The organism is Streptomyces sp. NPDC021115, from assembly GCF_044333065.1.
Classification (GTDB): Bacteria; Actinomycetota; Actinomycetes; order Streptomycetales; family Streptomycetaceae; genus Streptomyces.
This window is the reverse complement of record NZ_JBIRQF010000006.1, coordinates 270,761-297,666: the sequence shown is the minus strand read 5'-3', so window position 1 is coordinate 297,666 and position 26,906 is coordinate 270,761. Positions and strand designations below refer to the sequence as shown.

20 protein-coding genes are annotated in these 26,906 nt (G+C 71.9%); 2 read left to right on the top strand and 18 right to left on the bottom strand.

Annotated features, from left to right (window positions below; translation table 11 throughout):
- Positions 1-82: 82 nt before the first annotated feature.
- From ACH4TL_RS21160 to ACH4TL_RS21145, 4 genes are all read right to left on the bottom strand, one after another.
- Positions 83-1,864 (bottom strand): LCP family protein, encoded by a 1,782-nt coding sequence (locus ACH4TL_RS21160; RefSeq protein ID WP_398316523.1) that lies wholly within the window; start codon positions 1,862-1,864, stop codon positions 83-85.
- 10 nt (positions 1,865-1,874) lie between these two features.
- Positions 1,875-2,486, bottom strand: coding sequence for a nicotinate-nucleotide adenylyltransferase (nadD, locus tag ACH4TL_RS21155; RefSeq protein WP_009717958.1), 612 nt, complete (start codon positions 2,484-2,486; stop codon positions 1,875-1,877).
- Between the two features lie 59 nt (positions 2,487-2,545).
- A complete protein-coding gene (locus ACH4TL_RS21150) occupies positions 2,546-2,713 on the bottom strand; it encodes a hypothetical protein (RefSeq protein WP_398316526.1) in 168 nt (55 codons plus the stop codon).
- 114 nt (positions 2,714-2,827) lie between these two features.
- Positions 2,828-2,977 carry a hypothetical protein gene (locus ACH4TL_RS21145; protein WP_398316794.1) on the bottom strand — a complete coding sequence of 50 codons (150 nt, stop codon included), beginning with the start codon at positions 2,975-2,977 and terminating at the stop codon, positions 2,828-2,830.
- A 112-nt stretch (positions 2,978-3,089) separates the two neighbouring features.
- Here ACH4TL_RS21145 and ACH4TL_RS21140 point away from each other — a divergent pair, with 112 nt between their 5' ends.
- Complete coding sequence (locus ACH4TL_RS21140) at positions 3,090-4,253, top strand: M48 family metallopeptidase (RefSeq protein ID WP_398316528.1); 1,164 nt, start codon at positions 3,090-3,092, stop codon at positions 4,251-4,253.
- Between the two features lie 11 nt (positions 4,254-4,264).
- On the opposite strand, the gene ACH4TL_RS21135 is transcribed toward ACH4TL_RS21140, so the two are convergent.
- The 5 genes from ACH4TL_RS21135 to proB form a co-directional block, all read right to left on the bottom strand.
- Positions 4,265-5,335, bottom strand: a complete 1,071-nt coding sequence (locus ACH4TL_RS21135) for a hypothetical protein (protein WP_398316530.1) — start codon at positions 5,333-5,335, stop codon at positions 4,265-4,267.
- Between the two features lie 144 nt (positions 5,336-5,479).
- A complete protein-coding gene (locus ACH4TL_RS21130) occupies positions 5,480-6,103 on the bottom strand; it encodes a hypothetical protein (RefSeq protein WP_398316532.1) in 624 nt (207 codons plus the stop codon).
- 105 nt (positions 6,104-6,208) lie between these two features.
- Complete coding sequence (locus ACH4TL_RS21125) at positions 6,209-7,513, bottom strand: glutamate-5-semialdehyde dehydrogenase (protein WP_398316534.1); 1,305 nt, start codon at positions 7,511-7,513, stop codon at positions 6,209-6,211.
- Between the two features lie 121 nt (positions 7,514-7,634).
- Complete coding sequence (locus ACH4TL_RS21120) at positions 7,635-8,129, bottom strand: hypothetical protein (protein ID WP_398316536.1); 495 nt, start codon at positions 8,127-8,129, stop codon at positions 7,635-7,637.
- Positions 8,130-8,530: 401 nt separating this feature from the next.
- Complete coding sequence (proB, locus tag ACH4TL_RS21115; protein WP_398316768.1) at positions 8,531-9,694, bottom strand: glutamate 5-kinase; 1,164 nt, start codon at positions 9,692-9,694, stop codon at positions 8,531-8,533.
- 388 nt (positions 9,695-10,082) lie between these two features.
- Here proB and ACH4TL_RS21110 point away from each other — a divergent pair, with 388 nt between their 5' ends.
- The gene (locus ACH4TL_RS21110; protein ID WP_398316538.1) at positions 10,083-12,170 is read left to right on the top strand and encodes a hypothetical protein; all 2,088 of its coding nucleotides are present in this window, start codon (positions 10,083-10,085) and stop codon (positions 12,168-12,170) included.
- Positions 12,171-12,315: 145 nt separating this feature from the next.
- On the opposite strand, the gene obgE is transcribed toward ACH4TL_RS21110, so the two are convergent.
- The 9 genes from obgE to mrdA form a co-directional block, all read right to left on the bottom strand.
- Positions 12,316-13,749: a GTPase ObgE gene (gene obgE, locus ACH4TL_RS21105; RefSeq protein ID WP_398316540.1), complete on the bottom strand. Its 1,434-nt coding sequence runs from the start codon at positions 13,747-13,749 to the stop codon at positions 12,316-12,318.
- Positions 13,750-13,914: 165 nt separating this feature from the next.
- Positions 13,915-14,172: a 50S ribosomal protein L27 gene (gene rpmA / locus ACH4TL_RS21100; RefSeq protein ID WP_009717948.1), complete on the bottom strand. Its 258-nt coding sequence runs from the start codon at positions 14,170-14,172 to the stop codon at positions 13,915-13,917.
- A 14-nt stretch (positions 14,173-14,186) separates the two neighbouring features.
- Positions 14,187-14,507 (bottom strand): 50S ribosomal protein L21, encoded by a 321-nt coding sequence (rplU, locus tag ACH4TL_RS21095; RefSeq protein WP_009717947.1) that lies wholly within the window; start codon positions 14,505-14,507, stop codon positions 14,187-14,189.
- A 251-nt stretch (positions 14,508-14,758) separates the two neighbouring features.
- The gene (locus tag ACH4TL_RS21090; protein WP_398316543.1) at positions 14,759-18,793 is read right to left on the bottom strand and encodes a ribonuclease E/G; all 4,035 of its coding nucleotides are present in this window, start codon (positions 18,791-18,793) and stop codon (positions 14,759-14,761) included.
- A 223-nt stretch (positions 18,794-19,016) separates the two neighbouring features.
- Positions 19,017-19,796, bottom strand: a complete 780-nt coding sequence (locus ACH4TL_RS21085; RefSeq protein WP_398316545.1) for a TIGR03936 family radical SAM-associated protein — start codon at positions 19,794-19,796, stop codon at positions 19,017-19,019.
- A 154-nt stretch (positions 19,797-19,950) separates the two neighbouring features.
- Entirely contained in the window at positions 19,951-21,876 is a 1,926-nt protein-coding gene (locus ACH4TL_RS21080) for a TIGR03960 family B12-binding radical SAM protein (protein ID WP_398316547.1), read from the bottom strand.
- A gap of 70 nt (positions 21,877-21,946) precedes the next feature.
- Positions 21,947-23,503: a CHAD domain-containing protein gene (locus ACH4TL_RS21075; RefSeq protein ID WP_398316549.1), complete on the bottom strand. Its 1,557-nt coding sequence runs from the start codon at positions 23,501-23,503 to the stop codon at positions 21,947-21,949.
- A gap of 51 nt (positions 23,504-23,554) precedes the next feature.
- Entirely contained in the window at positions 23,555-24,688 is a 1,134-nt protein-coding gene (gene rodA, locus ACH4TL_RS21070) for a rod shape-determining protein RodA (RefSeq protein ID WP_398316771.1), read from the bottom strand.
- A gap of 65 nt (positions 24,689-24,753) precedes the next feature.
- Positions 24,754-26,901, bottom strand: coding sequence for a penicillin-binding protein 2 (gene mrdA / locus ACH4TL_RS21065; protein WP_398316551.1), 2,148 nt, complete (start codon positions 26,899-26,901; stop codon positions 24,754-24,756).
- Positions 26,902-26,906 lie beyond the last annotated feature (5 nt).

Sequence of the window (26,906 nt, the reverse complement as noted above, 5' to 3'; positions counted from 1 at the left end):
GCCCCACCGTCACGGCTCCCGGCCATTCCCCCGTGACCGCCGTGACTCTCCTGACTCTTCCGTGGCTCTCCCGCCGCTTCCGTCAGCCCTGGGGGTCGTAGTCGGCGCCGAGGACCACCGTCACGTCCGCGTTGGCGGCGCCCTTGCCCTTCGTGACCGAGGTCGCGGGCAGCCCGAGGGTCTTGGCGACCTCCTTGGCCTGCCCGGCCTGCCCGGCGTCCGCGTACGTCACCCGCGAGGTCTGCTGCGGGGAGCCGCCCTCGGTGGCGGCCACGACCGTGAAACCGCCGTTGACCAGCGCGACCCGGGCGGCGCCCGAGGCGTCCCGGCCACCGCCCGCGCTGGTGATGCTCACCCGCGCCGCGGAGCCCGGGTCGGTGTTCTTGACCGTGCCGCCGAGGACGTTCTTGACCACCCGGTCCGTCGCCTGGCTGCTGAGCGTGCCGTCGCCCTGGACCGGCAGCGTCATCGTGTCGTAGTCGCCGCCCTTGGCCTGCCCGGCGAGCCGCGCCAGCGAGGCGCCGAGCTGCTGCTCGGACAGCGACGGGTCGGGGATCTGCGCCAGCTGCTCGACGGTCTTGGTGGCGCCGCCGGTATCGCTGGAGAGCTTCTTCAGGGTGGCGTCCATGACCTGGCCGAACCGCGCGAGCTGCTTGGTCTGCGCCTCGCCCGGGGCCCGGTAGGTGGCGTACGCAACCGCCGCCTGGCCGCTCACCACCTGCTCCTTGCCCCGCTTGACCAGCGGGTCCTCGCCCTTGCGGGAGGACGGGACGGTGGTGTCGGTGTCCAGGGTGATGCCGCCGACCAGCTCGACGAGGTTCTCCAGATAGGGCGTGTCCAGCCGCCAGGTGCCCTGGATCTTCGAGCCCAGCAGGGTGGACAGGGAGTCCCGGGTGGCGTCGGAGCCCTCGTCGGTCACCGACTTGCCGAGCGTGGTGGAGCCGCCGTCCTCGGTGGAGACGGACAGCGCGTTCGGCAGCAGGACGGTGCTGCCCTTCTTGGTGGTCTCGTTGTCCACCAACAGCGCGGTGGAGGTACGGCCGCCCTTCAGCTCGCGCAGATGGACGACGATCACGTCCCGCTTCTGCGGGCCGCCAGCCGCCTGGGCGTCGCCGTCGGCGGACAGTCCGGGCAGCTTGCCCGCGTACCAGAGGTAGCCCACCCCGCCCACGGCGGCGAGGGCCAGCACCACGACGAGCGCGACGACCCTGTTGCGGCCCTTGCGGCGGCGCTCGTCACGCCGCTCGGAGCGGGTCTCGGCGAACTTCAGCCAGTCGATGACGTCTTCGGAGTCCTCGTCGGGCTCCTCCACGAAGGAGAACTGCTCGGTGCGGTACTCCTCGCCCTCCGGATCCCGGCCGGGCTTGCCCTTACCAGGCCCTTCCGGGGTCCGGGCCGGGGCGCCGTTGGACGGCTCCTGCCGGTCCAGCTCGGCCAGTTCCTCGTACGGGTTCGGCTCGTCCTCCTCGGCCAGAGCGCCCGGAGCGGGCTGGGCAGGCGCCGCGGGCGCGGCGGCTTGGGCGGCTTGGGCGGGCATGCCGTAGCCGTAGCCCTGCTGGTCGTACTGCTCCTGCTGCGGATAGTGCTGCTGCTGCCCGTAGTACGGGTCGTACGGCTGCGCCTGCGGATACTGCGTCTGGGCCTGCTGCGTCTGCTGCGCCTGGCCGTACGGGTCGTACCCGTACCCGTAGCCGTCCTGCTGCCCCTGCTGCTGCCCGTAGTACGACGACGGGGCGTAAGCCTGCTGAGCCCCCTGGGAGGACTGGTACACCGGCTGCCCATAGGCGTCGTAGCCGACGATCTGCGGCTCCTGGGCATACGGATCCCGCGCGTACGGGTCGTACGGGTCCTGTCCGTCGTTCACCGGTACCCCTTCAGCAGTCGTGCCGGTACAGCTCTCGCTTGTCGATGTACCGCACCACACCGTCCGGCACCAGGTACCAGACAGGCTCGCCGTGTGCGACACGCGCCCGGCAGTCCGACGACGAGATCGCCAGCGCCGGCACCTCGACCAGCGACACCCCGCCCTCCGGCAGCCCCGGGTCGGCCAGTATGTGCCCGGGCCGCGTCACACCGATGAAGTGGGCGAGCGAGAACAGCACTTCGGCGTCGCGCCAGGTGAGGATCTGGGCGAGCGCGTCCGCTCCGGTGATGAAGAACAGGTCCGCGTCGCCGTTCAGCGCGCGCAGATCCCGGAGCGTGTCGGTGGTGTACGTCGCACCGCCGCGGTCGATGTCGATGCGGCTGACCGAGAACTGCGGGTTCGACGCGGTCGCGATGACCGTCATCAGATAGCGGTCCTCGGCCGGGGAAACCTTTTTGTGGCTCTTCTGCCACGGCTGCCCGGTCGGCACGAAGACGACCTCGTCCAGGTGGAACTGCGACGCCACCTCGCTCGCCGCGACCAGGTGACCGTGGTGGATCGGGTCGAACGTCCCGCCCATCACACCGAGCCGCCGCTTGGCGGGCCCCTTCTCCTCTTCCATGCGTGCAGACCCTACTGGGCCCGGTCCGGAACCGGGGCCCGAAGAGGCAACGGCCCTGGTCAGCGGTCCCGGTTGAAGCGGGTGGTGATCCACAGCAACAGGAACAGGATGACGAGAGCCGCACCGCCGGTCATGAAGGGGCTGATGCTCGGGTGGTTGTCGGTGTGCTCCCCGCCCTCGGCCGCGAGGGTGGTCAGGGCGGCATGGGCGGTGCTGAAAGCGCTCATCGCAGGCGATACCTATCCGGGTCTCGGCGTCACGTCACGTCCGGCACATCGTATGCGAGCCGGATTCCGGGCCTGCTCGCAGTCCGCCCTTACGGTCCGCCCCGAGGCCCGCTCTCAGTCCTTTTTGTACCCGCGCAGCAGGAACCATGCGAGCAGGACCGATCCCACGACGCCGACGACGATGACGGTGCGCAGCAGCGCTCCCGGTCCCTGGTCCTTGGACGTGGCGGCGAGGACGGTGGTGAGGCCAGTCATATCGGGCATGTCTCCACGCTAGCCCCCCGCCGGACAGGGCCTAAGGTGGGGTCCTCCGGGGGGACGGGCACGCCGAGGCAACCCGGGGAAGTCCGGGGAACAGTCCGCACGAGGGGGACGCATGAGCGACAGCCACACGCAGGGGACCGGCGACGGAAGCGGCGCCGGAGAGGGACGTGAGCATGTGCCCAGCCGCGAGAGGCGGCGGTTTCCGGGCATTTCCTCGCGCGCGTACGAGCACCCGGCCGACCGCTCGGCGCTGGTCGCGCTGCGCAAGCTGACCGGCTTCGACACCGTCTTCAAGGCGCTGAGCGGACTGCTGCCCGAGCGCAGTCTGCGGCTGCTGTACCTGTCCGATTCGGTGCGGGTGAGCGACCGGCAGTTCGCCCACCTCCACGACATGCTGCGGGACGCCTGCTACATCCTCGACCTGGAGCGGGTCCCGGCGATGTACGTCACCCAGGACCCGAAGCCGAACGCGATGTGCATCGGCATGGACGCGCCGATCATCGTGCTGACCACCGGTCTTGTGGAGCTGCTCGACGAGGAGGAGATGCGGGCGGTCATCGGCCACGAGGTGGGCCACGCGCTGTCGGGGCACGCCGTCTACCGGACGATACTGCTGTTCCTGACCAACCTCGCGCTGAAGGTGGCCTGGATTCCGCTCGGCAACGTGGCGGTGCTGGCCCTGGTCACGGCGCTGCGCGAGTGGTTCCGCAAGTCGGAGCTGTCGGCGGACCGGGCGGGGCTGCTGGTCGGACAGGATCTGCGGGCGTCGATGCGCGGGCTGATGAAGCTCGCGGGCGGCCACCATCTGCACGAGATGAACGTGGACGCCTTCCTGGAGCAGGCCGAGGAGTACGAGAACAGCGGCGATCTGCGGGACTCCGTACTCAAGATCCTCAACATGCTGCCGCGCAGCCACCCGTTCACCACCGTGCGCGCCGCCGAGCTGAAGAAGTGGGCCGCGAGCCGGGACTTCCAGCGGCTCATGGACGGCCACTACCCGCGCCGGGACGAGGACAAGGACACCTCGGTCAGCGACTCCTTCCGGGAGTCGGCCAACCACTACGCGGAGTCGGTCCGCACCAGCAAGGACCCGCTGATCGCGTTCGTACGGGACGTGGCGGGCGGCGCCGGGGACCTGGGCAGCAAGCTGCGCGACCGGTTCACCGGCGACCCCCGGAAGGGCCAGGACGGCACGGACACCCAGGGCGGCACGGACGGCCGGGAGGGCCAGGACGGCCAGGAGGGTTCCGAAGGCGACGGACCGCCCAGGTCCTGACCGGCGGGCCCCTACGACCCCGGGTGGGCGCCCGGGGCGAGCACGCCGCAGAGGGAGACCGGGGTGCGGCCCGGGGCGTACGGGTCGGTGCCGACCGGGGAGTCGTTCCGGACGCTCTGCCCGGCCACCAGCGGCCGCAGATAGCCGGAGGCATTGGCGGCGCACGCCTGCGGGCCCGCCATCACCGAGCTGTGCACCAGCTCCACCCGGTGGTCGCGCAGATCCCCGCGGTCGAAGCGGAAGCGGGTCTCCCGGCGCACCGTGAACAGCGAGGCGTGGTCCGGGGCCCGCTCATGGGCCCGCTGGACCGCGTAGACGAAGACGTGGTCGGCACTGACCTCCAGGGTCGAGGGGGTGCGCTCGACGACCGTCAGCGTGCCGCGCACCCGCACGGGCGCGTTGGCCAGCGTCACCTCGGCCGGGTTGAAGCGGGTCAGCCAGCCGGTGGCCGCGTGGCGGCCGTCCTCGACCGGATGTTCGAAACTCTGGTCGAACTGGATCTGCTGGGCGGGGTCCAGCAGCAGCCGCACCGCCTGCACCGGCCCGCCGGTGAGCACGGCGGGGTCGAGGGTGGACTTCACCACGTAGTCCTTGGCCGTGGTGAGCGCCGTCATCACCTGGCTCTCCGAGAAGCCCTGGGTGCGCCGCGCGGCGGGCAGGGTGACCCCCTCGGCGCCGGTGCGGAACTGGGCGGCCGGGCTCTCCCGGAACAGCACCGCCGGCCGCCCGCCGGACACCTCACCGCGCGGCGAGAGCGGCACCACGCTGCTGCGCAGCGGCTCGACGGCCTGCGGCTCGGGAGCCTGGTAGGGATGGCGTACGCCCATGTAGACGGCCGCGGCGAAGGCGAAGGCGATCAGCAGGACGAGGACGACGGCCTGCCGCGACGCCCCGGCGCGGGCCCAGGCGTGGCGGCTGCGCACCGCGCGGGCGTGGTCACCCATGCGCTCCTGTGCGGAGAACTCCTGGAGCCGGGCAGCACGAACGAACGACTCGTCGAAAACGACGGAGCGGTACTCGTCCTCACCACCTCCCGGGACGCCCTCGGGTGTCCCCTCGGGAGGGTCTCCACGCCCGGCCATATCTCAAGAGTAGGTCGCCGGGGGCAGCGGTAAACGCGGCGGTCCTCCACAACTTCACGCACAGTGCGGAGGAAACGCCGCATAGGGCGCGCCGTGCTACGGGGATGTGACGGGGAATGTGACGGACGCCGCCCTCACGGGCCCTCAGGGGTAGCGCGGCACGACGGAGGCGGGCGGCTCCTCGCGCTCGGCCGCGGTGGACGGCGCGCCGCCCGGCCGCCCCGCCGGCGTGCTGTCGACCCCGCTGGTGGCGGGCGGCGGGGCCGGGTTCTGGCGGTTGCCCGAGGCGCCCCGGTAGACCGACGTGAACGCCAGCGCGACCACCCCGATGCCCATCAGGACGGCCAGCAGCCAGGCCACCGGGCGGTGCCAGCGGGCATGGCCGCGATAAGGCCGTCCGGCGCTCCCGTAGCGCCCGTACGGGCCGTAGGCGCCGTCCAGCCCCCGGGCCGGGCCGAAACGGCCGTCCGGGTCGGCATAGTCGTCGTACGGGCCGTCCGCGAAGTCGCCCTCCGGGCCGTATCCGTCGTCGAACAGCTCGTCCTCGGGGGACACCCCGGCCCTGCTGCGGCGGGACGCCTCGGCCTCGGCACGGGCCTCCGCGGCGGCCAGCATCCGTTCGATGGCGGTGGGTTCATGGATGACGGCGGACCGTACGAAGTCCTCGTCGAAGACCACGGTGGCGAACTCGTCGTTCGCCTCTCCGTGGCTGCGCTCGTCGGGCTCGTCGCCGTCCGGGAACGGCTTGCCCCCCACGTCGTCCGGCACCCATTCAGAGTAGACCGGACGGGTCAATTTGGGCAGGGCAAAATGGTATTCGGGGGAAGATCCACCCGCTGACCTCCGGGTTCGACGATCCCCCGAACGGGTGACTCAGCGAGTGTGTCCGTCGCCGGTGACGATGTACTTGGTCGACGTCAGCTCGGGCAGCCCCATCGGGCCCCGGGCATGGAGCTTCTGGGTGGAGATGCCGATCTCGGCGCCGAAGCCGAACTGGCTGCCGTCCGTGAAACGCGTGGAGGCGTTCACGGCGACCGTGGTGGAGTCCACCAATTGGGTGAAGCGGCGGGCGGCCGCCTGTGACGTCGTGACGATCGCCTCGGTGTGACCGGAGGACCACAGGCCGATGTGGGCCACCGCGGCCTCCAGGGAGTCCACGACCGCCGCGGCGATGTCGTACGACAGGTACTCGGTCTCCCAGTCCTCCATCGCCGCCGGGACGACCGTGGCCTTCGCCCCCTCGGCCTCGGCCAGCGCCAGCACCCGCTCGTCGGCGTGCACCGTGACGCCCGCCGCCGCCAGCGCCTCCAGTGCGCGCGGCAGGAACTCCGCGGCGATGTCCTGGTGCACCAGCAGCGTCTCCGCCGCGTTGCACACGCTGGGACGCTGGGCCTTGGAGTTCACCAGGATGTCCACGGCCATGTCGAGATCGGCCTGCGCGTCCACGTACACATGGCAGTTGCCGGTGCCGGTCTCGATGACCGGAACCGTCGACTCCTCGACCACCGTGCGGATGAGCGAGGCGCCGCCCCGCGGAATCAGCACGTCCACCAGGCCGCGGGCGCGCATCAGCTCGCGCACCGACTCCCGGCTCTCCCCCGGCACCAACTGAATGGCGTCCGCGGGCAGTCCGGCGCCGCCGACGGCGTCGCGCAACACCTTCACCAGGGCACTGTTCGAGTGGTACGCCGACGAAGAGCCGCGCAGCAGGACGGCGTTGCCCGACTTGAGGCACAGCGCGGCGGCGTCCACGGTGACGTTCGGGCGGGCCTCGTAGATGATGCCGACGACGCCCAGGGGGACGCGCACCTGGCGCAGGTCGATCCCGTTGGGCAGCGTCGAACCGCGTACCACCTCGCCGACCGGATCGGGCAGCGCGACCACGTCGCGGACATCGGAGGCGATGGCCCGCACCCGCTCCGGGGTGAGGGTCAGCCGGTCGACGATCGCCTCGCTGGTGCCCGCCTCGCGGGCCCGCTCCACATCGGTGGCGTTCGCCTCGACGATCTCCTTCGTCCGCACCTCCAGCGCGTCGGCCATCGCCAGCAGCGCGTCGTCCTTGAGGGCGCGCGGCAGCGGGGCGAGGTCGACGGCGGCGGCTCGCGCCCGGTAGGCGGTCTGGAGCACCGGGGACTTCGGCCAGGGGTCGGTGAGCGGCGACGTGGGTGCGCTGGTCATGCACGCAGCCTACTGAGCCGAGCGCGGCGATCCCCCGGGTATTCCGCTCTTCGAGATGGCCTTCTCACATCTCGAAGAGCGCTGGTCACTCTCAGGCAGGTCACGTGCAGGCTGGTCACGCTCAGAAGGGGTGCACGCCCACCGGGGACGCCGGTGGCGGACCGTACCCCTCCGCGATGCGCTGGTGATACGTGTCACGGTCGATGACCTCCAGCCCCACGATCTCCCACGGCGGCAGATTGGCCGTGGAACGGTGCTCGCCCCACAGCCGCAGCGCCACCGCCGCGGCGTCGTGCAGATCACGTGCCTCTTCCCAGTAACGGATCTCGGCATGATCGTTGGCGTAGCGACTGGTCAGCAGGAAGGGATGGTCGTGGGCCAGCTGCTCCAGAGCGCGCCGGACCTCCCGCAGCGGCGCCTCGGCGCCCGAGACGCTCAGCGTGATGTGCCACAGCCGGGACACCTCGACGCGTCGCTTGCCCTCCTGTGCCGTCGCATCCTCCGTCCCGGCGTCGCCCGTCCCGGCGCCGTTCGCTCCGACGCCGTTCAGCCCGACACTGGTCAGGGTGCGCTCCGCCGCCCCTCGGGGCGGCGCCCCCGGGCGCCCTCGTCTCACCGGCGGCCTCCTGTAGCTCGCTGCTCCGCCCACGCGCGGGCGGAGCACTGTGGCGGTGGTGCTGTACCTCCACCGCGGGCCCGCTGCCCGCGCGACCCCGTTGAACAAAGTTGACCAGCCCTCGCGCGGCGGCGGGGCGTTTTTGCGGAAGGTAAGCCCCCCTTTTTTTGAAGGGCCCGGTTCGCCTCCGGGGCGCAGAAGCCCCTGTCGACGGTCGACGTGCTCGGTCGCCCACGCGGCGGAGCCGCACATCGATAGGAGCCCTCGCTCCCTGCGCGCGTCTCCCTTTCGACAGCGGCGCGCCCCATCGGCTCGCCCCCAGCTACCGCTGGGAGGTGCCCCCTGCCGGTCAGACGGGGTTGCCCAAGCACGATGAGCACCCCATTGGCGCGAGCGAGGGCTCATCCGTGGCGGTGGAGCACCACCAGGTCGTCCCGGTGCACGACCTCGCGTTCGTACGCGGGGCCCAGCTCGCGGGCAAGGTCGCGGGTCGAGCGGCCGATCAGCCGGGGGATCTCCTTGGCGTCGAAGTTGACCAGCCCGCGGGCCACCGCGTGGCCCTCGGTGTCGCGCAGCTCGACCGGGTCCCCGGCGGTGAACTCGCCCTCCACCGCCGCGATCCCCGCGGGCAGCAGCGAGGTGCGGCGCTCCACGACGGCCCGTACCGCACCGTCGTCCAGGGTGAGCGCGCCGCGGGGTTCCGAGGCGTGGGCGAGCCACAGCAGCCGGTCGGCCGAGCGGCGGCCGGTGCGGTGGAAGTACGTACCGGTGGGGCGGCCCAGCAGGGCGTCCCCGGCCCGGCTGGCGGAGGTGAGCACCACCGGGACCCCGGCCGCGGCGGCGATCCGGGCGGCCTCGACCTTGGTGACCATCCCGCCGGTGCCGACCCCGGAGCGGCCCGCGCTGCCGATCGTGACCCCGGCGAGGTCCTGCGGGCCCTTGACCTCGTCGATGCGCGAGGTGCCGGGGGTCCTGGGGTCGCCGTCGTAGAGCCCGTCCACATCGGAGAGCAGCACCAGCAGATCGGCCCGTACGAGATGGGCGACCAGGGCCGCGAGCCGGTCGTTGTCCCCGAACCGGATCTCGTCGGTGGCCACCGTGTCGTTCTCGTTGACGATCGGCAGGGCCCCCATGGCCAGCAGCTGGTCCAGGGTCCGGGTGGCGTTGCGGTAGTGGGCGCGGCGGCTGGTGTCGTCCGTGGTGAGCAGCACCTGGCCGACCCGGCGCCCGTAGCGGGCGAAGGAGGCGGTGTAGCGGGCCACCAGCAGGCCCTGTCCGACGCTCGCGGCGGCCTGCTGGCGGGCGAGGTCGCGGGGGCGCCGGTCCAGGCCCAGGGGGGCGAGTCCGGCGGCGATGGCCCCGGAGGAGACCAGGACTATTTCCTTGCCGCCGCCCGTACCGGCGCCCGCGCCGCCGCTCCCGCTGCCGTCCCCGGCCTCGTCCTGGCCGAGCACCTTCGCGAGCGCGTCCACCAGCGCGTCGACCCGGTCCGCGTCCAGCCCCCCGGCCGCGGTCGTGAGGGAAGACGAACCGATCTTGACCACGATCCTGCGGGCCGCGGCCACCTCGCCCCGTACCGCCGACCCGTCCTGCTCTGCCACGCCGCTCCCCTGCTCGTCCCGGGATGCTCCCGGCTCGCACGCGCCCCGCGTGCCTCCGCACCTCGCGGAAGGCGGAAACGCGTGTCCTGCACACTCACATCATGACAAGGGGGCAATCTACGTGAGCCGGGCCCATGGCCGCCCGGCCATTTCACCGCGCCCATCCCGGGGCCCTCAGGTCTCGGGAAGATCGCGGAGAGATCACCACGAGATGGCGGCGCGCCCCCGGGGAATCGGATTGAACCCGTTTCGGGGCGGTTGGCACCTGCGCAGATTGTCACCGGGCCAGACGGCGGCATACGGTCAGGGGTCCCCCCACTCGTCCACCGCCCTCCCGCCAGGAGCCCATCCCGTGCCCTCTGCCGGATTCGCCCCACGCCGGGTCGTACAGCTCACGGCGCTGCTCGCCATGGTGGTGTTCTTCACCACACAGCTCGTCGGCGCCGTGCTCCCGAACGTACCGCTCTTCATTGCCGCCTCGGCGTGCGGCCTCGCCCTCGACCTCTTCCTTCAGCACAAGCAGCCCGGTCTGCTGTCGCTGCTGGGCAAGGTGCGCTTCGACATCACGGTGCGCCAGCTGTTCCGTGACATGCTCATCATGGTCGGGCTGCTGCGGATCGAGGGGATCAATCCGCTGCACGAGCAGGCTCCGCTGACCGTGGGGCTACTGCTGTTCTACGTGGTCCACTTCGCCTGCCAGGCCGCCGCCATAATGGTGCGCCGCACCCGGCAGCTGCCGTTCGCCACGCGCAACATCGACGCCTCCGCGCTCCGCCTGAGCGAGGCCCCGCCGCGGCTGTTCGCGCGCCAGCACGGCCGCCGGATGCTGCGGCTCGCCGCCCCGGCCACCGCCGGACTGCTGCTGACTGCGGGCACCAAGAACGGCGTCTGGGGCGCCGTCGGCCTCTCGATCGCCCTGCTGATCGGCATCGCGGGCACCGTCCACCTGGCGACCTGGCTGCTGCCGCGCAAGCGGGTGGCGAACGAGGCCAAGGCCCTGGAGTGGCTGGACGGGTGGCTGGCCGAGTACCAGCCGACCGTGGGCATGTACTTCTCCGGCGGCACCAGCTCCGCTTACCAGGCGAACATGTGGCTCTCCACGCTCGCCTCGCTCGAGGGCAACCCCATCATCGTGCTGCGCGAGCGGTTCATGGTGCAGAAGATCGAGGCGACGGACATCCCGATCGTCTGCCTCCCCAAGGTCGCCCACCTGATGCGCATCGAGCACTCGACGCTCAAGGTGATGCTGCACCCGGCCAACTCGGGCAAGACCTCGCAGGTGCTGCGCATCCCCTCGATCAAGCACGCGTTCATCAACCACGGCGAGAGCGACAAGCTCTCCAGCTGCAACCCGTACGCCAAGGCGTACGACGAGGTGTGGGTCGCGGGCCCGGCCGCGCGCGACCGCTACCAGCTCGCCGACATCGGCGTCGAGGACAAGGACGTCGTGGAGGTCGGCCGCCCGCAGCTGGCGCCGATCCGCCCCTACGCGGGCGCCCCGACCGCCGAGTACACCACCGTGCTGTACGCGCCGACCTGGGAGGGCTGGGACGGCAACCCCGGCAACACCTCGGTCATCCTGGCGGGCGAGAACATCGTCCGCGAGCTGCTCGCCGACCCCAAGGTGCGGCTGCTGTACAAGCCGCACCCGATGACCGGCTCCGTCGACCGGCGGGCCGGGCACGCCAACGACCGCATCAAGGCGATGATCGCCGAGGCGAACACCAAGCGCTCCGGCGCCCGTCCGCCCGCCGACGCCGCGGCCGAGCTGAACCGGCGCGCCGACGAGCTGAACCAGCTCACCAGCACGTCCTTCCGCCGCAGCGCGGACGAGATCGAGCGCATGAAGATCCAGGGCACCCCGGACGACAACCGCGCCGCGGGCGTGACGGCCGCCACCATCGCCTGGGAGAACGCCTACTGGGCGTCGCTGCCGGAGTGGGAGCACCAGATCGTCACCGGGCCGCGGCCGGCCATCTTCGCCTGCTTCAACCAGGCGGACGTCCTGATCAGCGATGTGTCGAGCGTCGTCTCGGACTACCTGACCAGCGAGAAGCCGTACGCCGTGGCGAACACCAGCGGGATGACCGAGGAGGAGTTCCGGTCGAACTTCCCGACGGTGCGCGCCGCCACGATCCTCACGCCCGAGGCGTCGGAGGTCCCGGAGCTGCTGGAGTCCGTCCGCGCGCCCGAGAAGGACACCCTCGTGGCCGCCCGCGCCGAGCTGAAGGTGCACCTGCTCGGCCCGTCCGACCCGCCGTCCCTGGTGCGCTTCGACGAGGCCGCGCAGAGGCTGTGCCGGAAGGCCGACGAGCGGCGGGCGCGGATGGCCACGCGGCTGGCCGACGAGATCCCGTCGCAGCGCGAGGCCCGGGACGCGGCCGAGGAAGCGGAGCTGGAGGCCGGCCCTTCGGAGCCGGAGGAGACGGCGACGGTCTGAGGAACCGATACGGTTCGAGACGCGCGTAAGGGCCCGGGAGCATCGCTCCCGGGCCCTTTGCCGTGCGGCGGTCCGTCGCGGCCGAGAGGGGCCACCAGGGCGCGTGACGGGGGCCACCCGCCCCCGCCTCAGGCCCTTGGTCCGCCTAGAACGGCTTGAACGACTCGTACTCCTCGTCCGCGTCGTCCCGCTCCGCGTCCCGGTCGCGGCGCCGCTGCGCCGCCGGGCGGGGGGCCTCGAAGCGGTGGTCCTCACCGCGGCGGCCCAGCATCTCGGCACCCGCCGCGAGCGTCGGCTCCCAGTCGAAGACGACCGCGTTGTCCTCGGGGCCGATGACGACCTCGTCGCCCGCGCGGGCGCCGGCCTTCATCAGCTCCTCCTCGACGCCGAGGCGGTTCAGCCGGTCGGCGAGATAGCCGACGGCCTCGTCGTTGTTGAAGTCGGTCTGGCGGACCCAGCGTTCCGGCTTCTCGCCCACGACGCGGTAGAAGCCGTCCTCGGCGACCACCTTGAAGCCGGCGTCGTCCACGGCCTTCGGGCGGATGACGATCCGGGTCGCCTCCTCCTTCGGCTTGGCCGCCCGTGCCTTCGCGACGATGTCCGCGAGGGCGAACGACAGCTCCTTGAGGCCGAGGTGGGCGATGGCCGACGCCTCGAAGACCTGGAAGCCACGGGCCTCCAGATCGGGGCGGATGATGTCGGAGAGGTCCTTGCCGTCGGGGATGTCGACCTTGTTGAGGACGACGAGCCGGGGCCGGTCCTCCAGGCCGCCGTACTCGGCGAGTTCGGCCTCGATGACGTCGAGGTCGGTCAGCGGGTCCCGGTCGGACTCCAGGGCCGCGGTGTCCAGGACGTGCACCAGCACCGAGCAGCGCTCCACATGGCGCAGGAACTCCAGGCCCAGGCCCTTGCCCTGGCTGGCGCCGGGGATCAGTCCTGGCACGTCCGCGATGGTGTAGACGGTCGAACCGGCCGTCACCACGCCGAGGTTGGGCACCAGGGTGGTGAAGGGGTAGTCGGCGATCTTGGGCTTGGCGGCCGAGAGCACCGAGATCAGCGACGACTTGCCCGCGCTCGGGTAGCCGACGAGGGCCACGTCCGCGACGGTCTTCAGCTCCAGGACGACGTCCCCGGCGTGGCCCGGCTCGCCCAGCAGCGCGAAGCCGGGGGCCTTGCGGCGGGCCGAGGCGAGGGCCGCGTTGCCGAGGCCGCCGCGGCCGCCCTGGGCGGCGATGTAGGTGGTGCCCTCGCCGATCAGGTCGGCGAGGACGTTGCCCCGCTTGTCGAGGACGACGGTGCCGTCCGGGACCGGCAGGACCAGGTCGCTGCCGTCCTTGCCGGAGCGGTGGCCGCCCTCGCCGGGCTTGCCGTTGGTGGCCTTGCGGTGCGGACTGTGGTGATAGTCGAGCAGCGTGGTGACCGACTGGTCGACGACCAGGATCACATCGCCGCCCCGGCCGCCGTTTCCGCCGTCCGGGCCGCCGAGCGGCTTGAACTTCTCGCGGTGTACGGAGGCGCAGCCGTGGCCTCCGTTACCCGCGGCGACATGCAGCTCGACGCGGTCCACGAAGGTGGTCATGACGGGTGCCTCCAGATACGTACGGGGTCGGTGTGTCGTCGTTACGTGCGCAACCTGCGTGACGTGCGCAACCTGTGTAACGCGCCGAGGGCGGACCCGCTTCCCCGTCACGGGAAAGAGCGGTCCGCCCTCGGAAAGGTGTGTGGCGTCGTGCCGGGGCCGAGATTACTCGGCGACCGGGACGATGTTCACGACCTTGCGGCCACGGTGGGTGCCGAACTGCACCGCACCGGCGGCCAGCGCGAACAGCGTGTCGTCGCCGCCGCGGCCGACGCCCGTGCCCGGGTGGAAGTGCGTGCCGCGCTGGCGGACCAGGATCTCACCCGCGTTGACGGCCTGGCCGCCGAAGCGCTTGACCCCGAGCCGCTGGGCGTTGGAGTCGCGACCGTTCCGAGTGGACGATGCGCCCTTCTTGTGTGCCATGTCTCCTCAGTCCCTTACTTCGCAGCCGAGTCGATGCCGGTGATCTTCAGCGCGGTGTGCAGCTGGCGGTGGCCGATCCGCTTCCGGTAACCGGTCTTGTTCTTGTACTTCAGGATGTCGATCTTGGCACCCTTGTGGTGGTCGACAACCTCGGCGTGAACCTTCACACCGGCCAGGACCCACGGGTCGCTGGTGACGGCATCGCCGTCGACAACGAGCAGAGTCGAGAGCTCGACGGTGTCGCCGACCTTGCTGGTTCCAATGCGGTCGACCTCGATGACATCGCCCACGGCCACCTTCTGCTGGCGGCCGCCGGTGCGCACGATTGCGTACACGCGGTTCTCACTCTCTCGCTAGTAAACGGGACCTCTGATGCCAGCCGCTCTCCATGACCCCACGAAGGTCATGACAACCGAGTGATTCGATGAGATGCACCATGCGATTCACCATCGGCCGAGCGGCCTCTCCCGGCGGGCGGGAGGGATTTGCTCAGGGGCTTGGCGTAAGACGCCGAGGGTCAAGGTTACCAGAGCCCGGAGGGCACACCCGCACGTGCGGGTGTGCCCTCCGACTGGTTGGGCCCTGCTCAGTCGTCGGCGGCGGCCGAGACCGACTGCGGCGTCTGCTGCTCCGCCGCCGCGGTCTTCTTCGACGCCGCCTTCTTGGCGGTCGTCTTCTTCGCCGTCGTCTTCTTCGCCGTCGTCTTCTTGGCCGCCGTCGTCTTCGACGCGGTCTTCTTCGCGGCGGTCTTCTTGGCGGCCGTCTTCTTCGCGGGCGCCTTCTTGGCCGTCTTACGGGCCGTCTTCTTCGCCGGTGCCCCGCTCTCGGCCTCCGCGGCCTCGGCGGGCGCCGCGGGCTCGTCGGCCTCCGGCTTCGGCTCCGCGGCCGGAGCGGTGACGACCACCACGGAGGCGTCCTCGGAGCCCGTGGGCGAGCCCGCCGGAGCGGACACCTTACGGGTCGCCCGGCGGCGTGCGCGCGGCGCGGGAGCCGCCTCCACGGCGGCCTCCGGCTCGGCGGCGGGAGCGGCGGCCTCGGGCGCCACGGCGGGCGCCTCCGGCTTCGGCTCGTCCGCCACGACGACCACGGTCTCCGGCTGCCCGGCGCTCTTCGGGGCGCCCGCCGGGGCGGACACCTTGCGGGTCGCCCGGCGCCGGGCGCGCCCGCGGGTCGCGGCGGCCTCGGCCTCGGCGGCGCTGCTGTACAGCTCCTCGTCGGCCGCGAACACCGGCTCCGGCAGCGCCTTGGGCTCCGCGACCTCGGCCGCGACCTCCTCGGCGGCCTCGGCGCCCGTCTCGGCGTCGGCCTCGGTCACGGCGCCCGTCTCCTCCGGCGTGGGCGCCTGCTGGCCACCGCCCGCCGCGGACTTCTTCTTCTTGCGCTTGCCGCCACCGCCGCCGGCCGCCGTCGGCTGGTCCATGTGGACGATCACGCCGCGGCCGTTGCAGTGCACACAGGACTCGGAGAACGACTCCAGCAGGCCCTGGCCGACCCGCTTACGGGTCATCTGGACCAGGCCCAGCGAGGTGACCTCGGCCACCTGGTGCTTCGTACGGTCACGGCCCAGGCACTCCAGCAGCCGCCGCAGCACCAGATCGCGGTTGGACTCCAGCACCATGTCGATGAAGTCGATCACGATGATGCCGCCGAGGTCGCGCAGCCTCAGCTGGCGCACGATCTCCTCGGCCGCCTCCAGGTTGTTCCTGGTGACCGTCTCCTCCAGGTTGCCGCCCTGGCCGGTGAACTTCCCGGTGTTGACATCGACCACGACCATCGCCTCGGTCCGGTCGATCACCAGGGAGCCGCCGCTGGGCAGCCAGACCTTGCGGTCCAGCGCCTTCATCAGCTGCTCGTCGATCCGGTACGTGGCGAAGACATCGACGTCCGAGTTCCACTTCTGGAGCCGGTCTACGAGGTCGGGCGCGACGTGCGAGACATAGCCGTGGATGGTCTGCCAGGCGTCCTCACCGCTCACGATGACCTTGGAGAAGTCCTCGTTGAAGATGTCCCGGACGACCCGGACGGTCATGTCCGGCTCCCCGTAGAGGAGCGTCGGCGCGCTGCCGCTCTTGGCCTTCTTCTTGATCTCTTCCCACTGCGCCTGGAGCCGCTGGACGTCACGGGCCAGCTCGTCCTCGCTCGCGCCCTCCGCCGCGGTACGGACGATCACGCCCGCGTCCTCGGGGACGATCTTCTTGAGGATCTGCTTCAGCCGGGCGCGCTCGGTGTCGGGCAGCTTGCGGCTGATGCCCGTCATGGAGCCCTCGGGGACGTACACCAGGTAGCGGCCGGGCAGGGAGACCTGGCTGGTCAGCCGGGCGCCCTTGTGGCCGATCGGGTCCTTGGTGACCTGGACGAGCACGGACTGCCCGGACTTCAGGGCGGTCTCGATGCGGCGCGGCCCGTTGGACAGGCCCAGCGCCTCGAAGTTGACCTCGCCCGCGTACAGCACGGCGTTGCGGCCCTTGCCGATGTCGACGAAGGCGGCCTCCATCGACGGCAGCACGTTCTGGACCTTGCCCAGGTAGACGTTGCCGACGTAGCTGGTGGCCTGCTCCTTGTTGACGAAGTGCTCGACGAGGACGTTGTCCTCCAGCACGCCGATCTGGGTGCGCTCGCCGTTCTGCCGGACGACCATCACCCGCTCGACCGCCTCGCGGCGGGCCAGGAACTCGGCCTCGGTGATGATCGGCACCCGGCGGCGGCCCTGCTCACGCCCCTCGCGGCGGCGCTGCTTCTTCGCCTCCAGACGCGTCGAGCCCTTGATCGACTGGACCTCGTCGGAGCTGGTCTCCTCCTTCTTACGAGGCTCGCGGACCTTGACGACCGTACGCTCCGGGTCGTCACCACCCGACTCCGCCTCGGCGGCGTCCCCGCTGCGACGGCGGCGACGGCGGCGGCGACGGCTGCTGCTGGAGCTGCCACCGCCGGACTCACCGGACTCGGCGGCCTCCTCCTCGGCGCCCTGCTCCTCGCCGGTCTCGCCCTCGGACTGCGCCTCGTCTTCGTCACGCTCGCCGTCCTCGCCCTCGGGACGGCCCTCGGCGCCCTCGGCGTCGGCCGACTCGCCCCGGCGGCGGCGACGGCCGCCACGGCGACGGCGGCGGGCCGGGCGGTCGCCCGACTCCTCGTCGCCCTGCTCACGGTCGGCCTGGCGGCCGTCCTGCTCGGCGTCCTCGGCGGCACCGGCCGGCTCCTCGGCCTCCGCCGGGCGCTGCTCCTCGGCGGGCTCGCCCCGGCGGCGCCGACGGCGGCGACCGGCCGCGGCGGGGGCCGCCGTCTTCTCCTGCTCCTCGGCCTCCTCGGTCTCCTCGGTCTCCTCGGCCTCTTCCAGGGCGGCGGCGGCCTCGGCGGCCGCGCTCTCCGGAGTCTGGAAGACCGGCTCGGTGAAGACCGGCGCCTGGAAGACCGCTGTCGGCGGGCGCACGGCCCGGCGGCGGGTGCCGCGCGGCGCGGGCTCCGGCTCGCCCTCGGGCTCGGTGGCCGTCTCGGCCGCGGCGGCCTGCGGCTCGGGCTGCTCCTCGGCGGCCGCCTTGCGCGTGGCGCGGCGGCGGGTACGGGCGCGCGGCGCCTCCTCGGCGCCCTCCTCCGCGGCGGCGGACTCGGGGACCTCGGCCGCGGGCTCCTCGACGGTCTCGGCCGCGGCGGCGGTCGCCTTCCGGGTCGCCCGGCGGCGGGTGCGCGGGGCCGGAGCGGTCTCGGCGGGGGCCTCAGCGGAAGCCTCGGCCTCGGCGGCGGCGGGCTCGGCGGCAGCGGGCTCCTCCGCCTCGGCGGCCGACTCGTCGGCGGTGGCCTGCGGCGCACCGGCCGGGGCGGACGCCTTACGGGCGGCACGGCGGCGCGTACGGGCACGGGGCGCCTCGTCGGCCGGGGCATCGGCTGCGACTGCGGCTGGGGCGGTGTCGTCGCCACTGCCACCAGCGGCCGCCGCAGACGACGCGTCCACGTCGGCGGGCTCCGCCTGCGGGGCACCCTCCGGGGCGGCGGCCTTGCGCGTCGCACGGCGGCGGGTGCGGGCGGGCGGGGCGGTCTCGGCGGCGGCCTCCGCGGCCGGAGCCTCGGCAGGTTCCGCTGCCGCGGCGGGCTCCTCCGCCGTCACCACCGTCTCGGCGGCCTCCGGCGCACCGGCCGGGGCGGCCGCCTTGCGGGTGGCCCGGCGGCGCGCACGGGCGGGCGGAGCGGCCTCGGCGGCCGGGACCGCCGCGGGCTCCGAGGGCTCGGACGGCTCGGCGGCGGCCTGCTGACCGGCGTCCGCCGGAACGACCGTCTCCGCCGTCGTCGGCGCACCCGCCGGTGCGGCGGTCCTGCGCGTCGCGCGGCGGCGCGCACGGGCGGGCGGAGCGGCGGAAGTGGTATCGGTGTCGGAGGCGGCGGACGCCTCCCCGGCGGCCACGGCGGCACCTGCGGCGATCGCCTCGGCCGGTATGGCCGGGACCGCGGTGGTGGTCACCTCGGCGCCACCCTCGGCGCCCACCGGCGGACCGGCGGGCCGGGAGGCCGCACGGCGGCGGCGCGGCGGCAGGGTATCGCTGGGTGAGGTGGAATCCCCGGAAGCGGCGGCGCGCGGCGCGGCTTGTCCCTGGGGCTGGATAGGTTCGGTCGGCTCAGTGGGCTCGAGCATGCGGGCGTTTCTCCCGTCACGCTCCCGGGCGCCGCGCCTGCTTCCGGCCGGGCCCCGCGCGCTGCGCGGGTTCCGCCGTCCGGGGCGCGGGCGCCGCACGGGAGCTGTCGTATCGCTCGCCGGGCCGGTTTTCGGGGCCGGGACCGGCGAAAGTCTCCTGGTCAGTGCGCCTGCCGGACCCGGGTGGCTCCCAAGTGCCTGGGCGGCGCATCGACGGCGGTCCTTACGCGGAACCTTCCGGCGCCGCCACCGCGGCGGTCAGCTCGGCGGCCGTGGGTGGGGCGGCCTGAACTGCCTCGCGATCGGGCGCGAGCGGGTCGGTCACCGTGCCGGACTCCTCATCGAGCAGCCCCTGCGCCAGCCTGGTCACCGCTGCGGGGACCGGCGGCGCCAGGTCGGCCGTAGCGCGGAGACCGGACAGGACGTCGTCGGGTCGCACGGCAGGTGTCAGATGCCGTACTACCAGCCGCAGTATCGCACAGCCATCGTCGCCTGGCCTATCGCCCCGACCTGCGACCGCTTCCAGGCGGGCCACCGCGGCGCGGGCGTCGAAGGTGCGCATGCCGTTTTTCGTCCGGCGCTCGACCTCGACGGTCTCGGCCTCCAGGAAGGCGGCCACGGCCCGTTCGGCCTCCGCGGGGGCCACCCGGTCGAGCCGGATCTCCCACACGGACGCCTGGAGCCGGTCGGCGAGCCCGGAGGTGCGGGCCTCGACGGCGTCGGTGATGTCGAGCCCGGTGGGCAGCGACTCGTCGAGCAGCCCGCGCAGCGTCTCGGGGTCCCGCGCCTCGGTGAGCTGGATCTCCAGGTACTCGGCCTCACTGCCGGTGCCGGTGGGTGCGGCATTGGCGTACGACACCTTGGGGTGCGGGGTGAAGCCCGCCGAGTACGCCATGGGCACCTCGGCGCGGCGCAGCGCCCGCTCGAAGGCGCGCTGGAAGTCGCGGTGGCTGGTGAACCGGAGGCGGCCGCGCTTGGTGTAGCGCAAACGGATGCGCTGCACCGCGGGTGCGGGCGGCGGGCCTTCGGGCTGTCGCTTGCCCAGGGGACTGTCTCCTTGTGCTTTCTTCGCTTGTTCGGCACACGGGCCTGTGCGGCCCGTGCGCCTCCCAGCGTACTTTGTGACCGGCCGGTTGCCCGAGGGCCGGGTCAGGGGGCTACTTCACGACCGAGAGCGGCAGCAGCTTGCGTCCGGTGGGGCCGATCTGGATGGACGTGTCCATCTGCGGGCAGACGCCGCAGTCGAAGCACGGGGTCCAGCGGCAGTCCTCGACCTCGGTCTCGTCTAGCGCGTCCTGCCAGTCCTCCCACAGCCAGTCCTTGTCGAGACCGGAGTCGAGGTGGTCCCAGGGCAGGACCTCCTCGTAGGTGCGCTCGCGGGTGGTGTACCAGTCGACGTCCAGACCGACCTCGGGCAGGGTGCGCTCGGCGCACTCCATCCAGCGGTCGTAGGAGAAGTGCTCGCGCCAGCCGTCGAAGCGGCCGCCGTCCTCGTAGACGGCGCGGATGACGGCGCCCACCCGGCGGTCGCCGCGCGAGAGCAGGCCCTCGACGATGCCGGGCTTGCCGTCGTGGTAGCGGAAGCCGATCGAGCGGCCGTACTTCTTGTCGCCGCGGATCTTCTCGCGCAGCTTCTCCAGCCGGGCGTCGGTGTCCTCGGAGCTGAGCTGCGGCGCCCACTGGAACGGCGTGTGCGGCTTGGGGACGAATCCGCCGATCGAGACGGTGCAGCGGATGTCGTTCTTGCCGGACACCTCACGGCCCTTGGCGATCACCTTGATCGCCATGTCGGCGATCTGGAGCACGTCCTCGTCGGTCTCGGTCGGCAGACCGCACATGAAGTACAGCTTCACCTGCCGCCAGCCGTTGCCGTACGCGGTGGACACCGTACGGATCAGGTCCTCTTCCGAGACCATCTTGTTGATGACCTTGCGGATGCGCTCGGAGCCGCCCTCGGGGGCGAAGGTGAGGCCCGAACGGCGGCCGTTGCGGGTCAGCTCGTTGGCCAGGTCGATGTTGAAGGCGTCCACCCGGGTGGACGGGAGGGACAGGCCGATCTTGTCTTCCTCGTACCGGTCGGCGAGGCCCTTGGCGATGTCGCCGATCTCGGTGTGGTCGGCGGAGGACAGCGACAGCAGGCCGACCTCCTCGAAGCCGGTGTTCTTGAGGCCCTTGTCGACCATCTCGCCGATGCCGGTGATGGAGCGCTCGCGCACCGGGCGGGTGATCATGCCCGCCTGGCAGAAGCGGCAGCCGCGGGTGCAGCCGCGGAAGATCTCCACCGACATCCGCTCGTGCACGGTCTCGGCGAGCGGCACGAGCGGCTGCTTCGGGTACGGCCACTCGTCGAGGTCCATCACGGTGTGCTTGGAGACACGCCACGGCACGCCCGAACGGTTCGGCACGACGCGGGAGATCCGGCCGTCGGCCAGGTACTCCACGTCGTAGAACTTCGGCACGTAGATGCTGCCGGTGCGGGCGAGACGGAAGAGCAGCTCGTCGCGGCCGCCCGGGCGGCCCTCGGCCTTCCAGGCGCGGATGATCTCGGTCATCTCCAGGACGGCCTGCTCGCCGTCGCCGATCACCGCGCAGTCGATGAAGTCCGCGATCGGCTCCGGGTTGAACGCGGCGTGGCCGCCCGCGACCACGACCGGGTGGTCGGCGGTGCGGTCGGCGGCGTCCAGCGGGATACCGGCGAGGTCGAGCGCGGTGAGCAGGTTGGTGTAGCCCAGCTCGGTCGAGAACGAGACGCCGAAGACGTCGAAGGCCCCGACGGGCCGGTGCGCGTCCACCGTGAACTGCGGCACCTTGTGCTCGCGCATCAGCTCTTCGAGGTCCGGCCAGACGCTGTACGTGCGCTCGGCGAGCACGCCCTCGCGCTCGTTGAGCACCTCGTAGAGGATCATGACGCCCTGGTTGGGCAGCCCCACCTCATAGGCGTCCGGGTACATGAGCGCCCAGCGGACGTCGCACTCGTCCCACGCTTTGACCGTGGAGTTCAGCTCGCCGCCCACGTACTGGATCGGCTTCTGCACATGGGGGAGCAGGGCCTCGAGCTGTGGGAAGACCGACTCGACAGACATCAGTAACCTTCGTGCGCTGACAGGGGTGACCCTCAAGCGTACCGGTCCCGCCGGGACCGGAACGCCACGGTCAGTTCTCCAGCGCCGCCCGGTGCTCACGGCGGGAGACCTCGGCCCACAGACCGGGCAGTTCGCGCTCGCGGGCGGCCGCGCGGGCCTCCTCCCGACCGTAGAGCAGACCGACGGTGAAGGTGGACTCCCCCGCCGCGTGCGCCTGGACGGCCAGTTCGCGCAGCGCCTCCCGCGCGACCACGCTGTCCTGGTGGTCACCGAGCAGCTCCTGCACCTCGGTCATGAGCCCCGCGAACGCCTTCGCGGGCGGGCCGAGCGCCGGGCGGGCGGCCTCGGCGGCGTAGCGGGCCCGCTTGGCGTCCTTGCGGGCCTCGTGCAGGACAACGTCCCGCTCGGGGCCCGAGGGGGCGTCCAGGACCGGCTCCAGGCGGTCCGCGAGCCGTTCGTAGTCGCGCAGCACGACCTTGCGGATCACCTCGGCGGCCGGGCGGCCGGCGGCCGAGCGCAGCGGCGGGTCTGCCAGGAGCGCGTCGAGGGCGTCGAGCAGCGCGAGGTAGCGCTCGCCGTCGAGGACGCCGATCAGCCGGTCGCGCGATCCGGTGCGGCGGGCGTGCGACCAGATCTTCAGCCGGGCGGCGACGGGGCCGAGCCGCAGTTCGACGGGCACCTCGGAGAGCCGTTCGCCGATGCGCGCGGTGAGCACTTCGCGGTCCCGGTCGATGCCCAGCTCGGCGGCCAGCCACTTCAGTTCGGCGCCGATGGGGTCGGTGACGGTGCGGTCCAGGACCTTGCGGTACGAGCGGAAGGCGCTGCGCAGCCGCCGGGTGGCGACCCGCATGCGGTGCACGGAGTCGTAGGTGTCCAGGCGTACGGCGGGGTCGAGGGTGACGATGGCGGTGATCTGGCGGCGTACGTAGTCCAGGACGATGTCCCCGGCGGTGGCCTTGGCCGCGGCCTTCTTGCCCAGCTTCTTGCCGCCCTTCTTCTTGCCGCCCTGGCGCGGATCGGTTTCGGCCAGGGCCCGGGCGAGCTTGGAAGGGAGGTCGGCGCGGCGCAGCCCGGCGTCCGTCAGAGACGGCTCCAGGGTGTCGAGCAGCGCGGGGTCGCCGCCCTCGGCCAGTTCCACTTCGACCTCGGTCCAGCGCACCGGGTCGCCGGGGGCCGGGGCCAGCCGTCGCGCGGTGACCCGGTCGGCGGACAGCTCGGCGAGCAGGGTGCCGTCGGCGTCCACGAGGTGGCGCACGTTCCGCTCGGACAGCAGGTGGACCAGCGGCACGAGACCGGTGCCGCGGATGCGGGAGCGTACGAGGTCCGCGAGGTGGGCGGGCAGGGTGTCCGAGAGCGGGGCGCGGATCTCGTCGCGTACGTCCGGGCCCACCGGCAGTTTGAGGTGCCAGCCCGCGTCGTCGCCCCCGGTGCGGCGGCGCAGGGTGATGCCGTCGGCGGCGAGCCGCTGCCCTGGGGTGTCGTAGTACGTGGCATCGAGTGTGACCACGCCCCGGTCCCTGACCTGCGCGATTCCGGCGGCCCCTGCCAGGTCGGGGAGGCCGCCGGACGCGGCGTCGTCATCGGTGGTCTCGTACTTGCGCTCGATTTCCCGCATCATGTCCACCATGGCCTGAATGTAGTCGCCCGGGACGCCTGGCGGGAGGCCCCTCGGCGCCGGTCAGGCCGATACGGGCCGTTGCACCTTGATCGACTGGAGCAGTCCGATCCCGATCCATACGGCGAACATCGACGAGCCGCCGTAGGAGACGAACGGCAGTGGCAGACCGGCGACCGGCATGATGCCCAGCGTCATGCCGATGTTCTCGAACGACTGGAACGCGAACCAGGCGATGATCCCGGCCGCGACGACCGTGCCGTACAGCTCGGTGGTGTCCCGGGCGATCCGGCAGGCGCGCCACAGGACGATGCCCAGCAGCACGATGATCAGGCCCGCGCCGAGGAAGCCCAGCTCCTCCCCCGCGACCGAGAAGACGAAGTCCGTCTGCTGCTCGGGCACGAACTGGCCGGTGGTCTGGGTGCCGTGGAAGAGGCCCTTGCCGGTGAGGCCGCCCGAACCGATCGCGATGCGCGCCTGGTTGGTGTTGTAGCCGACGCCCGCCGGGTCCAGGGCGGGGTTGGCGAAGGCGGCGAAGCGGTCGATCTGGTACTGGTCGAGGATGTGCAGCTGCCAGATCAGCAGCGCGCCGACCACCGCGGTGGCGATCAGCCCGGCGATCCAGCGGTTGGACGCGCCGGAGGAGAGCAGCACCGCGAGCACGATCACCGCCATGACCATCACCGAGCCGAGGTCCGGCATCAGCATCACGATCGCGATGGGCAGCGCGGCCAGGCCGAGCGCCTGGACGACGGTGCGATGGTCGGGGTTGAGCCGGTCGCCCGCGTCCACGCGCGCGGCCAGCAGCATCGCCATGCCCAGGATGATCGTGATCTTGGCGAACTCGCCGGGCTGGAGGGAGAACCCGGCGCCGATCACGATCCACGCGTGCGCGCCGTTGATGGTCGAGCCCAGCGGGGTGAGGACGGCGAGGACGAGGATGACGGACAGCCCGTACAGCACCGGCACCGCGCCGCGCAGGGTGCGGTGGCCGAGCCAGACGGTGCCGATCGCGAGGAGCAGCCCGATGCCGGTGTTCAGGGCGTGCCGGACCAGGAAGTAGTACGGATCGCCCTGGTTCAGCTCGGTGCGGTTGCGGGTCGCCGAGTACACCAGCACCGTGCCGATCGCGGACAGCGCGAGGCAGGTGAGCAGCAGCACCCAGTCCAGGCGGCGCAGCATCGAGTCGCGCGCCATGAGCTTGCGCCAGGTGCCGCGCTGGGGGGTGAACCGGGGGACGGAGTAGCCGTGGGTGGACGTGCTCATCCGCGCTCGCCTCCCCGCCGCCGGGTGTCGCCCAGCAGGGCGAACGGCTTGCCCACGGGCTGGGCCTCGATCGAGCCGTCGGAGGAGATCTTGGGGAGGTCGGCCTGCGGCTTGGGCAGCAGCGCCTTCTTCTCGTCGATCTTGCCCTTGCCGTCGACCCCGTACAGCGCGTTGTAGATCTTGCGCACGGCCGGTCCTGAGGCGCCGGAGCCGGTGCCGCCCTGGGAGATCGTCATGACGACCGAGTAGTCCTTGGTGTACGTCGCGAACCACGAGGTGGTCTGCTTGCCGTAGACCTCGGCGGTACCGGTCTTGGCGTGCATCGGGATCTTGCCCTGCGGCCAGCCCTGGAACCGCCAGGCGGCGGTGCCCCGGGTGGCGACGCCCGCGAGCGCCTGGTCGATCTGGTCGCGCGTCTGGCCCTTCATCGGCAGCTTGCCGTGGGACTTGGGCTTGATCTCCTGGATGTGCTTGCCGTCCGGGCTGACGATCGCCTTGCCGACGGTCGGGTCGTAGAGCGTGCCGCCGTTGCTGATCGCCGCGTAGATGGTGGCCATCTGGATCGGGGTGACGAGGGTGTCGCCCTGGCCGATCGAGTAGTTGACGGAGTCACCGGCGCGCATCTTCATGCCTTCGAGGCAGTTCTCGTAGGAGAGCCGCTCGGTGTAGTTCCCGTTCTTCTTGCCGGTCTTGCACCAGGCGTCCTTGTTGGCCTTCCAGAAGTCCTTCTTCCACTGGCGGTCCGGGACCCGGCCGCTGACCTCGTTGGGGAGGTCGACGCCGGTCTCCTTGCCGAGGCCGAACTGGTGGGCGGTCTTGTAGAACCAGTCCCCCGGGTGCTTCTTGGGCTTGTTGCCGCCGTCCTTCTTCCACTCGTCGTAGGCGAGGCGGTAGAAGACGGTGTCGCAGGAGACCTCCAGCGCGCGGCCGAGGCTGATCCCGCCGAAGTTCTCGGACTCGAAGTTCTTGAAGACCTGGCCGCCGATGTTGAACGAGCTGGTGCACGGGTAGGGCCCGTTGAAGCCGTACCCGGCGTTGACCGCGGCGGTCGTCGGGATCACCTTGAAGATCGAGCCGGGCGCCGCCTGGCCCTGGATCGCCCGGTTCAGCAGCGGGTAGTTGCTGTTCTTGCCGGTGAGCTTCTTGTAGTCCTTGCCGGAGATGCCGCCGACCCAGGCGTTGGGGTCGTAATTCGGGTTGGAGGCCATCGCCACCACCCGGCCGGTCTTGGCCTCCATGACCACGACCGAGCCGGAGTCCGCCTTGTACTTCCGGCCGGTGTTGCGGTCGTACTGCTTGCGGGCGTCCTTCATCGCCTGCTCCAGCTCCTTCTCCGCGACCGCCTGGACGCGTGAGTCGAGGCTGGTGACGACGTTGTCACCGGGCCGGGCCGTCTGGCTCTCCCGCTGGCCGATGACGCGGCCGAGGTTGTCGACCTCGTAGCGGGTCACCCCGGCCTTGCCGCGCAGCTTGCTGTCGTACTCGCTCTCCAGTCCGTTGGAGCCGATCTGGTCGGAGCGGAGCAGCGGCGACTTGGTGTGCTCGGCCTTCTTGATCTGCTCGTCGGTCACCGGCGAGAGGTAGCCGAGCACCTGGGCGGCGTTGGAACCGGCCGGGGCGGCGTAGCGGCGCACGGCGGTGGGCTCGGCGCTGATGCCGGGGAAGTCCTCTTCGCGCTCGCGGATCTGGAGCGCCTGCTTGGCGCTGGCCTCGTCGGTGATCGGGATGGGCTGGTAGGGGGAGCCGTTCCAGCAGGGCTGCGGGGTCTCGGCGTCGCACAGCCGGACCTTGTCCTTGACGTCCTTGGGCTTCATGCGGAGGACGCCCGCGAGCCGGGTGAGGACGGCCTCGCCGTCGTCGGGCTCCTTCATCAGCGCGGTGCGGCTGGCGGAGACGACGAGCCGGGTCTCGTTGTCGGCGAGGGGCACGCCGCGGGCGTCCAGTATCGAGCCGCGGACGGCGGGGTGGACGACCTGCTGGACGTGGTTGTTGGCGGCCTTCTCGGTGTATTCGTCGCCGTTGCGGATCTGGAGGTACCAGAGACGTCCACCGAGGGTGAGCAGGAGCGAGAAGACGATGATCTGGATGGCGACGAGGCGGACGGTGACGCGGGGGGTCCGTCCGGTCTCCGGGATATTGCTCATGGCGC

Bases quoted from the DNA above. Each gene is read 5' to 3' on its own strand.
- mrdA (WP_398316551.1), bottom strand. From the start codon at position 26,901: ATGAGCAATATCCCGGAGACCGGACGGACCCCCCGCGTCACCGTCCGC.
- nadD (WP_009717958.1), bottom strand. From the start codon at position 2,486: ATGGAAGAGGAGAAGGGGCCCGCCAAGCGGCGGCTCGGTGTGATGGGC.
- ACH4TL_RS21150 (WP_398316526.1), bottom strand. From the start codon at position 2,713: ATGAGCGCTTTCAGCACCGCCCATGCCGCCCTGACCACCCTCGCGGCC.
- obgE (WP_398316540.1), bottom strand. From the start codon at position 13,749: ATGACCACCTTCGTGGACCGCGTCGAGCTGCATGTCGCCGCGGGTAAC.
- ACH4TL_RS21090 (WP_398316543.1), bottom strand. From the start codon at position 18,793: ATGCTCGAGCCCACTGAGCCGACCGAACCTATCCAGCCCCAGGGACAA.
- ACH4TL_RS21140 (WP_398316528.1), top strand. From the start codon at position 3,090: ATGAGCGACAGCCACACGCAGGGGACCGGCGACGGAAGCGGCGCCGGA.
- ACH4TL_RS21080 (WP_398316547.1), bottom strand. From the start codon at position 21,876: ATGTCTGTCGAGTCGGTCTTCCCACAGCTCGAGGCCCTGCTCCCCCAT.
- ACH4TL_RS21135 (WP_398316530.1), bottom strand. From the start codon at position 5,335: ATGGCCGGGCGTGGAGACCCTCCCGAGGGGACACCCGAGGGCGTCCCG.
- ACH4TL_RS21145 (WP_398316794.1), bottom strand. From the start codon at position 2,977: ATGCCCGATATGACTGGCCTCACCACCGTCCTCGCCGCCACGTCCAAG.
- ACH4TL_RS21125 (WP_398316534.1), bottom strand. From the start codon at position 7,513: ATGACCAGCGCACCCACGTCGCCGCTCACCGACCCCTGGCCGAAGTCC.
- rodA (WP_398316771.1), bottom strand. From the start codon at position 24,688: ATGGCGCGCGACTCGATGCTGCGCCGCCTGGACTGGGTGCTGCTGCTC.
- ACH4TL_RS21075 (WP_398316549.1), bottom strand. From the start codon at position 23,503: ATGGTGGACATGATGCGGGAAATCGAGCGCAAGTACGAGACCACCGAT.
- rpmA (WP_009717948.1), bottom strand. From the start codon at position 14,172: ATGGCACACAAGAAGGGCGCATCGTCCACTCGGAACGGTCGCGACTCC.